Genomic DNA, 12,632 nt, shown 5'->3' with positions numbered 1-12,632 from the left:
ACCTGAAGTGGCTGGGTCAACCGCGCTTTGCCGTCAACGGCGGCAGTAATGCCCCAGTGTTCAGTCTTAACACTATACAGATCCTTGATCTGCAGCATATCAGAGATCAGCCTTGCAGGAACCAATCCTCCCCGAGATAAGCCAATTATAAAATCTGGATTGTAATCAGAAACATCAATTTTTTTAACAATAATCTTAGTCCATTGCTCAATTTCTTGCCAAGAAACCAGTTTGCATCTAAATTTATCCATAAGATCTATAATTGGAAGACTATATAAAAAAATTGTTATTTTTTTAATGATCGTGTTTCAAAAAATTTTTATATACATATATTATATTAATTAAACAAATGGAAGACAAAAAATCAGAAAAAAAAATACATTTTAGATTATCAGAAGATCCTGAAATCACAGTTAAAGAAATATTTGAAATAATAGAAAAATTGAGAAAAGAGTATCCTGATCGAGACATATTTTTTGATGGAGATGAGCAGGCGATCTGCAGCAGAGAAAAAATAAACGAATAATAAAAAAGGTGGAAACAGTGGATAATGGATTAGTAGAGCGAGCACTTAAAGAAACAATGCTGATAGAAAGGCACATAGAGATATTAAATCTGGTTCATAAAGAAGGGCCAATTGGGATAATGAAGATATCTGAGATCCTAAAAATACCAACACATAAAGTGCGCTATTCTTTAAGAATTATTGAAAAAGAAGGGCTCATAGCAGCATCTATTGACGGCGCTACAGTAACATACAAAGTGCCAGAAGAACTGATTAAGATAGATAAAGAACTTGATAATTTGATCTCGATTATAAAAGAGATAAAAATAAAATTAAAATCATATTAAAACTGTTTCTTCCCTCGATTTTCCAAGCGAGACAATGTTCACTTTAATCTTTAAATCTTTCTCTATATATTTAATATACGTCATCATGTTTTCTGGTAGATCATCCTTTTTTTTGACTGGCTGGTCAAGACTCCAGCCTTTAAACGCTTTGTAATTTGGTTTTAATCTGTATATATCTTTTAGATTAGTTGGAGGATAATTTAGCTCTTTTCCATCAAGGTCATAAGAATAACATATTTTTACAGGATCTATATCAGACATTACATCGATTTTTGTAAGCGCCAAGCTAGATACGCCAGATATGAGCATGGAATATCTCACCAATGGCAAGTCTAGCCAGCCAACTCGTCTCGGCCTTCCGGTAGTGGTGCCGTATTCATTTCCTTTGTTCAATAAAAATCTGCCAGTATCATCATTCAGCTCTGTGGGAAATGGTCCTTCACCTACTTTCGTGGTATATGCTTTCATTACTCCCATTATTTTGGTCAGATACTTTGGCGCAATGCCCGTTCCGGTCGCCATGCCTCCGGCAGTGGTGTTAGAAGAGGTAACAAAAGGATACATTCCAAAATCGATGTCTAAATGTGACCCTTGCGCACCCTCGAACAATATGCTCTTTTTATTCTTTCTCGCATCATTCAGGAATAACGGGATGTTTATAATATTGTCTTTGAAATACAATCCATATTCATGATATTCCTTAGCCAACTGCCCGGCATCATACACTTTCTTTAAATATGGCTTTTTATAAGCCAGCAAGATTTCTATCTTGTTTTTTAATAGCTCATAATCTAAGAGATCGAGCATTCTCACTCCAAACCTTCCGATCTTATCTTCGTATGTAGGCCCGATTCCTTTTTTTGTGGTCCCTGCCTTTAAGCTACCTTTAAGCTCTTCTTCTCTTTCATCCATCTCATAGTGAAACGGCATCACAACATGTGCTCTTTCACTGATCTTGATCAGATCTTTCACAGGCTCTTTAATATTATTAATTTCTTCAATCAGAGTTTTAGGATCTAAAACCATTCCATTGCCCATCACACAGATCTTTTTTTGAAGTATGCCAGACGGCAACAGATGAAATTTATAAGTTTTGTCATTTACAACAACAGTGTGCCCAGCATTATTTCCCCCCTGAAATCTGCACACTATGTCAAAGTCGGAAGAGATAAAATCTATGATCTTTCCTTTTCCTTCATCACCAAACTGCAGACCTATAACTCCTAATAATTGCATGGTATTATAACACCATTTAATACAGTATAGTTATAATAAATATAAAAGTTTGTACGAATAGAAAAATATCATTTCAGTATAAAACTTAATAACACATATTTTTATAGAACTTTGATAGCTCAGCGTCATCGTTTAAGCTCTCCTTTAATATATGTAATCATATCTTTTGGATTAATGATCTCTAAAATATAATTCACATCCTCTTTATTAATTATTTTGAGTATTCTGGATATCACGAAAAATATGAAATATGTAAGCAGTGCCCATAAAATCAGAGCCCACCATTGATATGTTGGCAAATTCAGCATTTTTAAAAAGTATATAATTATGCCCGTTAAAACTCCTGCAAAGATCTGATAAGGCACATTTTTTGTGCCTATTATATTTTCAGATTTATAAACATATACCCGTACTATTATGAACGAAACTGCAGCGGCAATCAAGTTTGATATTGCAGCTCCCAGAGCTGAAAGGCCAAATAAGTGAACACCCAAGAATCTGGAAGGTACAAGTACCAGATCAAATATTATCACTACAGCAAATGAGATTATGCCCATGAACATTAAAAATTTTGTTTTTCCAATGGCATAGAAATGGGTTGAATAAGGAGTGTTTAAAGTGTTTAAATAAACAATCAATGAAAGAACTATAAGAATTAAGCTGAAAGGTATAAGTTGTGCAGTAGATAAATTTAGCACCTGTCTTGGAAAGATCAAGATAAAAACTATTATTGGCAATATTGCTAAAGAAATATATTTCTCCATGGTGTTTATGGTTTTTTCATAATCTTTATGGTTTATAGTCTTCATGGATGAAAGAGTTGGCAAAATGAAAGCAGATAATGTGCCGGATGTGGCACTAATGAAAGTGATCATTGTAAGAATGCTTGCATATGCACCCACATAATATGGGCCCCAAAAGAAATCTATAATAACATTATTAAAATTTGTTGCAATCGTGCCAAATATTGCTGAAATTGAGAGCGGGATCGCAAAAATATAGTAATCTTTAAAATGCTCGAATTTAGGTCTTTTGAATTTCCAACCTTTGGCATAATAAACAAACATTAAAACATAAAGGCCGTATGTGATTACCATAATCAATGCTATAAGCATAGAATAGGCATTTTTATCAACCATTACCCTTGCGATAAAATAGCCGGTTATAATATACATTATGTTTCTGAATGCAGCTTCAATTAGCCTTGGAATACTCAATATAGCTGCCTTCATTGTCGCGTTAAAGTTGGACTGAAAATAAACAACGAAACTTTGTAGAATATAATATGGTACCAATATTATTATCACATCTTCTTCAAAAGGTGTTACAAAATGGCCGTTAAAGAAATATTGCCATATAAATAAATATGAGGCTATAATCCCAACAAATATCACGGCTAAAATGATCTTGATTATAAAATATGTGGTAATGGCCACATCAAAATCCATGCCCTCTGATATTTTTTTTATATTGGCAGTTGAAAAGCTCATGTCTAATATGAATGAAAATAGCCCGAGAAATGACAACGAAAACTGAACTATTCCGTAAGGTTCAAGACCTGCATACCTTAATATAAAAATAAGGCCCAGATATCCTATGATACCGGAAACAGTATTTTGAATAAGCATCAACAATGATTTTCTTCCAAGCATTTTATCACGTTCAGTTTTTAAATAACAATTGAGTCTCCTTATTTAACCTTTATGGGGTGATATCTTCATTAGCAATAAAGCAATGAGAAATAGCTAAGATACAACTAATAAAGCGATTTAAAAATTCACAATATACATCGCAATACCAATATTTAAATATAGATATTAATTTTCGTGTACTATGATAGCTGGAGAAAAACGTATTGAAGGTGGACTATCTCTAAATGCCAAGATCTCTATAGCAAAGATCGTGATAAATGATGCTCTAGAACGATTTAAAAGGCCAGTAGTGGTATGGAGCGCTGGCAAAGATAGCATGGTGGTACTTCATCTCGTTAAAACCGTAGTTGAAGAGAAAAAATTGGATATGCTACCAACTCTATTTATAGATCATGGAGATCATTATGGAGAAACTTTAGAATTGATAAATAAAATTAGCAAAGAATGGAACTTTAAAGTGATAAGCGCAAAAAATGAAGATGTTTTAAATCACGTTACGTCGGATAGAAAAATATTTTTGAAAGATCTCAATGATGAAAACAAGAAAGAGGCTAAAAAGATAGGATTCAATGATGATTTTTTTGAGTATTCCCTGGATACTGATGTGGGCAATCATCTTTTAAAGACCGTGGCAATGAACAGCACCATCAAAAAATATAGATTTGACAGTCTTTTCACAGGCATAAGATGGGACGAAAACCCGGCTAGATCATTTGAGGTATTTATAAGTCCTAGGATAGATCCCCCTCATGTGAGGGTACAGCCAATACTTCCATTTACTGAACGAAATATATGGGAATACACGTTTAAATTCAATTTACCGATTCATCCGCTCTATAAACAAGGATATAGATCCATTGATGGGATACATGATTCCAAGAAGGTAAGCGACAGGCCTGCATGGGAACAGGATCTTGAAAACACGACCGAGCGTGCAGGCAGATCTCAGGATAAAGAGGGCATGATGGAAAAACTGAGAAGATTTGGGTATATGTAAAATATCTCTCAATATTTTTTAATTTTTATACAAAATAGAAGAGGATAATGCAGCAAAAATAGTGGATAAATTCAAGTAAAATTATTATATATAAATATCTTTTAAAAATTATTATGGATGAAACGAAAAAAATCAAGTTTTCTATGATCACGGAGACAAACCTGAAATACGCGGGAGGAACGGAAAGAACAATACTTTATTACTATAAGTTTTGTGATAAAGAAAATTTAGATGTGGCTGTTTTTCAGACTAACATTCTCGATAAAGAAAAGATTACAGACAAGGAGATCATAGAGAGATTCGAATTGAAAAATATCTACACATTTATCTATCCTCAATTTTTAACAAATTTATTGGTTGACAAAAAGAAAGGTATATCAAAGCAAGAAAAAACCATAAAAAAAGATATTTTTCTAGCCTATTCTATTTTTATTAAATTTATTTTTGCGAACATAATAAACAGGAAAATATCAAGAAAACTATTTGAAAGCGATGTCTTGTATATATTATCAGATTATCAACTGTTGTATTTGATTTTGCCTAAAAAATTGTTGTTGCGTAAGAAAAAACCATACGTAATTTTCGGAACTCACAATTATCTTCCGATAGAACGAAGAGCCATAAACAGGATCGAGAATAAACTTATTGAGAAGTTCACCTATGCGACACATTTTACATCCAAAACGATCTTTGATTTGAGCAGTGTTAAAAGAAATACGGATTTCATAATAAATAGCGGAGTGGATACGAGTGCATTTTATCCAGATACAAAAAAGCATGAGCAAATAAGATACCTTTTTGTTGGCAGGCTTGTAGCATACAAAGGAATAAATGAGCTTCTATCAGCCTGGAAATTGTTCAAAAATAAAGATGATAGTGAACTGCACATAGTTGGAACTGGAGAACTGGAACAATTGATCAAAGAAAAAGCCACTAAAAACATCATTTATCATGGACAAGTAAGTGATAATGAGCTATCTAGCATATACAGGGATTGTGATGTGCTTGTTTTCCCAACATATGGCATAAAGCATGATGAATATTTTGGGCTGGTGGTTATCGAGGCACTGGCATCTGGAAATTATGTGATAATAAGCAATGAGATGCGTGGAATATTTGATTATTTTGAAAGCATGGGGGCTCTGGAGTATGTGCCTCTTGATCCTGTGCAGATTGCAGAAAGAATGGCAAACGCATATGTTAAAATAAAAACATTGAAACAAAATGTTTTGAATGTGAGAGCCTATATTGAAGAAAACTATGACTGGAAAAGCATTGCTAAAAAGCTGTCTGAAAAAGTAAAAGAAATATATTACTCTAAGAAATAAAATATTTAAATATCAAGTTTCTATTATTAAAGTAATGAGTAAAAAGTTAAAGACTCTAAATATGAGCTATAGGAGAGAGCTATTTAAGACAACACATTATTTTTGTGTTGGAGAGAATAATACTTTGTATATATCCAACAAAATTTTTGTAGACATTTATATGGGGAGGTAAAAGCAATGAAAAATAATCCAAATATCATAATTATCGTTTTAGACACTCTTCGCAGAGATGTATTACCAAATTATAATGGCAATGCGATAACACCTAATATTGAGGCATTTTCGAAGGAATCTGTAGTGTTCAAGAATCCTATAGCTCCATCTCCATGGACCGTGCCATCACATATGTCGCTGTTCACAGGATTATACCCCGGAGAGCATAATGTCCATGAAGATCTAGATACTGGGGATAAAAAAGCACTGGATAAAATATATGCATATGAAGGTAAAACAATAGTTGAAAAAATGAGAGAAAAAGGATATAATACTTTGGGATTTTCCACAAATCCATGGCTTTCTCCAAATACGGGATTTGACAGAGGATTTAATTCATTTACATTTTTCTCGTCTGAATACATGTCTCCTGATGAGATTGCTGCAGTTGATGATTATAAAAAATATGGTAAAAACAGGAAAAAAGCGGCAATTAACCTGGTTTTGAATGGTAATTTTAAAGAACTTCTAAAATATTACAATATACACAGGCGGATATTGAAAAGAAAAGAGGAGGTTGAATATCCTTACAGGAAAGGTGCAGATCTCATTGTAAATGCAATAATGAACAGCTCTTTCGAAGAGCCTTTTTTCACTTTTATCAATCTTATGGAGGTTCATGAGCCAGTATCCAGGTGGGAGCTTGATAGGGATGACAGAATAATAAAATATATGGATATCACCAATAAGAGCCCAATACCAGAAAAGCTAATGGAACAGACCAGGAATGATTATAAAAAATCTTTAAGTATGGCAGACTTGGAGATTGGCAAGCTTATAAAGCACCTTAAAAGTTCTAAGCTCTACGAAAATTCGCTGATTATTGTTACCTCAGACCACGGGCAGACAATGAAAGAACCATACCAATATCCATATTACGGGCATGGAAATTTTCTTTATAACGAGATTATTGAGGTTCCGATGATAATAAAATTTCCTGGTAATATAAAGATAGAACAGAAAGATGGATATCAAAATCTAACCGGCATATATAAGATCTTAGAAAATGCAGCTGAAAACGAGTTTCAGGATACGATAACTGAAACTGTTTCGTTCAGCGAATCTTTTGGGCCAGTTCATGATCTGGAGGGGCTTGTAAAAGATGGTATCTTGCCGGCAGAACTAGATTACAAAGATCTGATCCATAAAATGTTCTATCCGAAAAAAGCAGTTTACAAAACCAACTATAAGCTTGTAATCAATGGCTCTGACGGAAAAGTTGATGAATTCACCTTTAAAGGTAAGCAAATAGAGGTAAAAGATAACCAGGAAATTTTCAAAGATCTTGTAAACGAGCTCTCTATTTTCAAAGGTACAGAGCGTTTCCAGTTACCTTAAATTAATACCTTCATCTCTAGCTACCGTATCATAGGTTAAACTATTAGGTTCATGACCAAAACTGTGCTTTTTTCAAACATTTTTAAAATATCTAAGTTTTTATTTTTTGTAAATTGTTGTAATTTCAGATAAAAAGTCTATTGTAAATATTAAATATCAGAATACATATTATTATATAATGGCACATAACCTTAATATATGTGGCAGATTCCTTAACATTTATGAAAGAATAGATTCCACTCTAAACATTCATCAAAGAATAGATTTAACACTTATAAAAAACATTTTTGGAAATATAAATTCCACGTTTATAAAATCAAAAAATTTGTGCAATACCGAGGGAATGTTGGAAACGATAGGCACATTCAAGCAAAGCATCAAGCACCGTAACAATAAAGTTTACAAAGCCATATATAGCGTTACCGGAGGGAGTGTTATCGTTAAGGAAAGTAATATCTGGGATGTGACCAAGGAGTATAAGCAGTTGGATCTAGCCTTTAAATTTTTTGATGGCAAAATTACAATTCCAAGAGCAATCTGCATAGATAAGATTCACAAACGCTTAGTGATGACGTACATAGAGAATAAAGGAACACTAGAAAGATTTCACGAATTAAATTATGATTATAGCTTATTATATAAAGTAGTAGACGTGCTAGTAGAAATTCATAGTCTTAAAGATCAAGAGGAGTTATCGGGCTTACAATGCATTCTTCCATTTTCTAAATTAAAGTATGAGTTATATCACTGGAAAAAAAACATAAAGGATGAGTTTGAAGCAGAATACGAAGAAAAATTAGAAAAAGCAATTGAATTTATATTATCCCATACTTCAAGCGAAGACGATGTTCCTTCACATGGAGATTTTGGGCTAGATAACGTGTTAATAACAACTAGTAACATAGCAATTATTGACTGGATTAGTTTCGGCTACTCTGTAAGGCAATTGGACCTCGGTGTACTTCTATTTTACCTCGATGAAAACATTAGTATAAGCTTGACAAAGTACTATATAGCGAAACTTAGTTCCCGAAATAAAATAAACAATGATATGGATCCGGTTATACTTGCAAAAGTAAGTAAAACTCTAGCTGGATTCTTTATTATAAATCGTTTTGATCCAATATGTCGGAATAATGAAAATAAATCAAATGAACTGTGCAAAACAAAGCAACAGAAGATCACTAGATTTAGAAACATAATAAATGAATATTATAGTTGAGCAAATTGTCGATGCTTTAGAAAGGTTAATCTATATTCTCTTTATTTCTTGCGTATAAAAGACCTGTGCGCATATGCGTTTTAGTAGTAGATTTGTTGCAATTAGGTTGCAAAGATCTAAATGTTACGTTGAATCCTGCCTCCTTTAGCTTATTTTCGAGTTCTTTATGTCCATGATGGTATGCGATCAGAAACTCTTTGAAAATTTTTAAGGTCTCGATGTCTTCATCTATAATATTATATTCACAACCTTCACAATTCATCTTTATAACTGCTGAGTCTATATTGTATTCTTGAATGAGTTTCTTCAAGGAAAATATTCTGACCCTTTCTCCACCATCATAAGAAACTAAAACCGAGCTAGGATCAGTCTTCTTTAAAGGATCGATGGTAATGAAACCGTCTTTCCCATATCCAGCATTTAAAACCTCTATGACAGCGTCCAATTTATTTATTTTCACATTTTTCTTTGCGGTATTGTATGAATAAGGATAAGGCTCCAAAGCTATTACCTTTCTTGCTCCGTTTAACGCAAAGTATATGGCAGAATCTCCAATATTAGTACCTACGTCTATCACAATTTCGTTATGGACATTGAGAGAGGCATATCTACCTTCCAAAAAAATGGCAGGAAATCTACCATTATATACGGCATCATAAAGCGTTAAATCAGCATTTTTGTACTTGAACCTTACACATTCATTCTCTTTTTCTCTATTGCCAGTAAAGAGCATATCTAGATTTACAGAGATGCTGGGCTCAGATATTTGCTTAGATGAAAATACAGAATAAAAATATACTACGGTTGAAGGCCAGACATACGTGTTACCATTCCGCAGTCTGACCGTTATGGAATACTTTTTCCGAACCATATCGATCATGATTTTAAGCCAATTTTTATAGGCTTTTCTATATCTTCCAACAGTACTTGGCAGAGTCAGTAGAGTTACCATATCAATCTCCAAGTTGTAAAGGATTTTGAATCTAATATTAAAAAAAATTTTGACATTTCAAGAAAGATAATCGTATTTTCAATATTTAATTATTTCTTATTTTTCGTATTGTGAACAAAATTATACTATTTTTGTACTAAATATTTTTGTCATCGCTTTTTAGATCAAGAAATGTTTATATATTTTGAACTGCATTGCGATAATGATGACAGTTAGTGATTTTCGCATAGTTATGACAAAAACACCTTTAAGAATCACGTTTACGGGGGGAAGCTCAGATTTTCCACAATTTTACAGAAAATACGGCCCGGGAGCAGTAGTTTCCGCAGCAATAAACCGTTATATATATGTTACGGTTGCAAAGAACTTTTATGCTGGAGAATACAGGATCAGCTACTCAAAAACCGAAAACGCAATAAAGAACCTTGAAGATATAGAACATCCAACAGTGAGAGAAGCCCTGAGGCTTCTTGATATAAAAGGAGGAATACAGATAATAAGCATAACTGAAATCCCGTCTCGTGGCACAGGATTAGGGTCAAGCAGCAGTTTTATTGTAGGATTGTTGCTTGCATTGCACACATGGCTTGGAGAGACAGTTAGCTCTGAAACGCTAGCCTCTGAAGCATTCAAGATTGAGAGAGAAATATTAAACGAGCCAGGGGGAAAACAGGATCAGTACATGGCTGCATACGGAGGCATAAACCTGCTTCAGTTCAATGCTGATGATAGCAGCATTGTTAAGCCAATCATATTAAAAAAAGAGGATCGAAAGAACCTTGAGAGAAATCTTCTTATGTTTTATACCGGCAAAGAGAGATCTTCTGGCACTATACATAATGACCAGATTAAGAAGATCGAAGAGCATATTGATAAGTATAAGAGAATGCGAGATCTTGCATTCGAAACCTATAATGCAATCTCAAAAATGGATCTAGATCTGCTAGGAAAGCTAATGGAAGAAAATTGGCTGTTGAAAAAACAGCTCAGCAACGAAATAAGCGATACATTCATAGATGATATATATAACAACGCCAAGAATGCTGGTGCGCTTGGTGGAAAATTGATGGGTGCTGGTGGCGGTGGATTTATGTTGTTTCTCGCACCACCTGAAAAGCATCAGAAAATAACCGAGGTGCTAAAAAATTACAGCAGGGAAACGTTCAGGATAGATCCTTTTGGAGCAAGAATAGCTTATGTTGAAGATTATCAGTGAATAAATTTTAGCATAATTTAATATACTGAATTCATAATTAATAGTAATATGAACGGTCTAGAACTTATCGATGAATATATTAAAGAGGGCATTAAGGCGAGAGAAGGAATTGATAAAGAGCAGGTTTTAAAAGCAGCAAATTTGATTGTTAAAACTTTTAAAAACCGGAGAAAACTGATATTTATGGGAAATGGTGGCAGTGCTGCGGATGCACAGCACCTAGCAGCAGAGTTTGTTGGCAAGTTTGAAATGAACAGAGAGGCCCTGCCAGCTCTTGCGTTGCACTGTAATACATCGAGCATAACAGCTATAGGCAATGATTTTGGGTTTGAAAAAGTATTTGAGAGACAGATTGAAGCTTTTGCACAGGAAGGTGACATGGTTTTCGCGCTGAGCACCAGTGGCAATTCTCAGAATGTAATAAACGGTATTAAAAAAGCAAAAGAGATGAAATGCAATGTGTTAGGTATAACAGGAAATGATGGAGGGTTGATGAAAGAACTAATAGATAAAAACAATCTGTTTAGGGTTGAAAGTAGTATTACCTCCATAATCCAGGAAACTACTATTACCATTGGTCACATACTCACCAAACTGGTTGAAAGAGAGCTTTATCAGAGATAAAAATGAAACCTGCATTGTTCATTGACCGGGACGGAACATTAAACAGAGATTGTCCTTATTGCTCCAGCCCAGATCAAATTCAGCTTTTTGAGGATATATTCGAGCCATTAAAAGAGCTTTCAAAAGATTTTCTGATTATTATAATTACTAATCAATCTGGAATAGCAAGAGGCTATTTTACAGAAAAAGATCTTGATAAAATGCATGAAAAAATTAAGAATGAGATTGAAAAGAGAGGCGGTAGAATTGACGCAATATATTACTGTCCATCATTGCCGGAAGATAACAGCCCTTGCAGAAAACCAAGAACCGGAATGATCGAAAACGCCCTGAAAGATTTTGATATAGATTTAAAAAATTCGTGGGTGATCGGCAATGATGAAAACGATGTACAATTAGCAAAAAATGTAGGCATAAGATGTATCAAGGTTAGGCATGACAGCAATGCCAGAGCAGATTTCGAGGCAGATGATTTTTATGGAATATTAAAAATAATTAGAGAAAATAAGTAATTAGAAATATATTTATCAGTATTTTTCATCTTAATACATGATGCTTTTTATTATAGCTTATTCTCATCTCATCATAAAGCTTTTTAACCACGTTATTCCAATCATAAAATTGTACTGCTGTTTTATGTAGCTCATTTTTCTTGGCTCTTATCAATTCAATTTCGTTAATTGATTTCTCTATTGCTTTTGAATAACTTTTTGAATTAGGTTCACAAAACGTTATTGCGCCTATCTCTTCAAATTCCTTGAAAGAACCTTTGAACCTATCGTTGGTAATGACCTGGCAACCTGCAGACAAAGCCTCTAAGATCACTAACGAAAAAGTATCACAGGTGGATGGATATACAAATATATCACTTTCTCCATATATTCTGTACAGTTCATCTTGATTTACAATACCATGATAAACAACATTTTTTATATTTGAAACTTTATCTTTAATTTCTTCTTCGAGACTTCCGCCACCTACAATATTGAGCTCAATATCATT

At 33.7% G+C, this 12,632-nt stretch carries 15 protein-coding genes; 10 read left to right on the top strand and 5 right to left on the bottom strand.

Annotation, left to right across the window (positions count from 1 at the left end; all coding sequences use genetic code 11):
- Window positions 1-251: phosphoribosyltransferase (locus QXQ25_04455; GenBank protein MEM0160957.1), on the bottom strand; the 251-nt coding region annotated here is incomplete at its 3' end.
- 98 nt (window positions 252-349) lie between these two features.
- Between QXQ25_04455 and QXQ25_04450 the strand changes: the two genes are divergently transcribed.
- Both QXQ25_04450 and QXQ25_04445 read left to right on the top strand, forming a co-directional pair.
- Window positions 350-526: a hypothetical protein gene (locus QXQ25_04450; GenBank protein ID MEM0160956.1), complete on the top strand. Its 177-nt coding sequence runs from the start codon at window positions 350-352 to the stop codon at window positions 524-526.
- A 17-nt stretch (window positions 527-543) separates the two neighbouring features.
- The gene (locus QXQ25_04445; GenBank protein ID MEM0160955.1) at window positions 544-852 is read left to right on the top strand and encodes a hypothetical protein; all 309 of its coding nucleotides are present in this window, start codon (window positions 544-546) and stop codon (window positions 850-852) included.
- Here the strand turns inward: QXQ25_04445 and QXQ25_04440 are convergent.
- Together QXQ25_04440 and QXQ25_04435 are read right to left on the bottom strand one after the other, a co-directional pair.
- Window positions 844-2,088: an adenylosuccinate synthase gene (locus QXQ25_04440; protein ID MEM0160954.1), complete on the bottom strand. Its 1,245-nt coding sequence runs from the start codon at window positions 2,086-2,088 to the stop codon at window positions 844-846. The two genes, QXQ25_04445 and QXQ25_04440, sit on opposite strands and share 9 nt — an antisense overlap.
- A 125-nt stretch (window positions 2,089-2,213) precedes the next feature.
- Complete coding sequence (locus QXQ25_04435; GenBank protein ID MEM0160953.1) at window positions 2,214-3,740, bottom strand: oligosaccharide flippase family protein; 1,527 nt, start codon at window positions 3,738-3,740, stop codon at window positions 2,214-2,216.
- Between the two features lie 181 nt (window positions 3,741-3,921).
- Between QXQ25_04435 and QXQ25_04430 the strand changes: the two genes are divergently transcribed.
- The 5 genes from QXQ25_04430 to QXQ25_04410 all read left to right on the top strand — a co-directional run bounded on the left by QXQ25_04430 (window position 3,922) and on the right by QXQ25_04410 (window position 8,838).
- Window positions 3,922-4,737, top strand: a complete 816-nt coding sequence (locus QXQ25_04430; protein MEM0160952.1) for a phosphoadenosine phosphosulfate reductase family protein — start codon at window positions 3,922-3,924, stop codon at window positions 4,735-4,737.
- Between the two features lie 113 nt (window positions 4,738-4,850).
- Window positions 4,851-6,065, top strand: coding sequence for a glycosyltransferase family 4 protein (locus tag QXQ25_04425; protein MEM0160951.1), 1,215 nt, complete (start codon window positions 4,851-4,853; stop codon window positions 6,063-6,065).
- 34 nt (window positions 6,066-6,099) lie between these two features.
- Entirely contained in the window at window positions 6,100-6,237 is a 138-nt protein-coding gene (locus tag QXQ25_04420; GenBank protein ID MEM0160950.1) for a hypothetical protein, read from the top strand.
- A 5-nt stretch (window positions 6,238-6,242) separates the two neighbouring features.
- Window positions 6,243-7,616, top strand: a complete 1,374-nt coding sequence (locus QXQ25_04415; GenBank protein MEM0160949.1) for a sulfatase — start codon at window positions 6,243-6,245, stop codon at window positions 7,614-7,616.
- A gap of 178 nt (window positions 7,617-7,794) precedes the next feature.
- Window positions 7,795-8,838, top strand: a complete 1,044-nt coding sequence (locus QXQ25_04410) for an aminoglycoside phosphotransferase family protein (GenBank protein MEM0160948.1) — start codon at window positions 7,795-7,797, stop codon at window positions 8,836-8,838.
- A 25-nt stretch (window positions 8,839-8,863) separates the two neighbouring features.
- Here QXQ25_04410 and QXQ25_04405 read toward each other — a convergent pair whose 3' ends face one another.
- Entirely contained in the window at window positions 8,864-9,790 is a 927-nt protein-coding gene (locus QXQ25_04405) for an FkbM family methyltransferase (GenBank protein ID MEM0160947.1), read from the bottom strand.
- A 205-nt stretch (window positions 9,791-9,995) separates the two neighbouring features.
- Here QXQ25_04405 and QXQ25_04400 point away from each other — a divergent pair, with 205 nt between their 5' ends.
- The 3 genes from QXQ25_04400 to QXQ25_04390 are packed head-to-tail and all read left to right on the top strand — an operon-like array spanning window position 9,996 to window position 12,142.
- On the top strand, window positions 9,996-11,006 hold the full coding sequence (locus QXQ25_04400; protein ID MEM0160946.1) for a kinase: 1,011 nt from the start codon (window positions 9,996-9,998) through the stop codon (window positions 11,004-11,006).
- Between the two features lie 48 nt (window positions 11,007-11,054).
- Entirely contained in the window at window positions 11,055-11,630 is a 576-nt protein-coding gene (locus QXQ25_04395) for an SIS domain-containing protein (protein ID MEM0160945.1), read from the top strand.
- A 2-nt stretch (window positions 11,631-11,632) separates the two neighbouring features.
- Window positions 11,633-12,142 (top strand): HAD family hydrolase, encoded by a 510-nt coding sequence (locus QXQ25_04390; GenBank protein ID MEM0160944.1) that lies wholly within the window; start codon window positions 11,633-11,635, stop codon window positions 12,140-12,142.
- Window positions 12,143-12,167: 25 nt separating this feature from the next.
- Here the strand turns inward: QXQ25_04390 and QXQ25_04385 are convergent.
- On the bottom strand, window positions 12,168-12,632 hold a 465-nt coding region (locus tag QXQ25_04385; GenBank protein MEM0160943.1), incomplete at its 5' end, for a glycosyltransferase family 4 protein.

The organism is Thermoplasmata archaeon (assembly GCA_038729465.1).
GTDB lineage: Archaea > Thermoplasmatota > Thermoplasmata > Thermoplasmatales > ARK-15 > JAVRLB01.
This window is presented reverse-complemented; position numbering and strand designations above follow the sequence as displayed.

Excerpts from the sequence above, each read along its gene's own strand:
- QXQ25_04390 (MEM0160944.1), top strand. The coding sequence starts at position 11,633 with ATGAAACCTGCATTGTTCATTGACCGGGACGGAACATTAAACAGAGAT.
- QXQ25_04450 (MEM0160956.1), top strand. The coding sequence starts at position 350 with ATGGAAGACAAAAAATCAGAAAAAAAAATACATTTTAGATTATCAGAA.
- QXQ25_04430 (MEM0160952.1), top strand. The coding sequence starts at position 3,922 with ATGATAGCTGGAGAAAAACGTATTGAAGGTGGACTATCTCTAAATGCC.
- QXQ25_04400 (MEM0160946.1), top strand. The coding sequence starts at position 9,996 with ATGACAGTTAGTGATTTTCGCATAGTTATGACAAAAACACCTTTAAGA.
- QXQ25_04405 (MEM0160947.1), bottom strand. The coding sequence starts at position 9,790 with ATGGTAACTCTACTGACTCTGCCAAGTACTGTTGGAAGATATAGAAAA.
- QXQ25_04395 (MEM0160945.1), top strand. The coding sequence starts at position 11,055 with ATGAACGGTCTAGAACTTATCGATGAATATATTAAAGAGGGCATTAAG.
- QXQ25_04415 (MEM0160949.1), top strand. The coding sequence starts at position 6,243 with ATGAAAAATAATCCAAATATCATAATTATCGTTTTAGACACTCTTCGC.
- QXQ25_04410 (MEM0160948.1), top strand. The coding sequence starts at position 7,795 with ATGGCACATAACCTTAATATATGTGGCAGATTCCTTAACATTTATGAA.
- QXQ25_04435 (MEM0160953.1), bottom strand. The coding sequence starts at position 3,740 with ATGCTTGGAAGAAAATCATTGTTGATGCTTATTCAAAATACTGTTTCC.
- QXQ25_04425 (MEM0160951.1), top strand. The coding sequence starts at position 4,851 with ATGGATGAAACGAAAAAAATCAAGTTTTCTATGATCACGGAGACAAAC.
- QXQ25_04420 (MEM0160950.1), top strand. The coding sequence starts at position 6,100 with ATGAGTAAAAAGTTAAAGACTCTAAATATGAGCTATAGGAGAGAGCTA.
- QXQ25_04440 (MEM0160954.1), bottom strand. The coding sequence starts at position 2,088 with ATGCAATTATTAGGAGTTATAGGTCTGCAGTTTGGTGATGAAGGAAAA.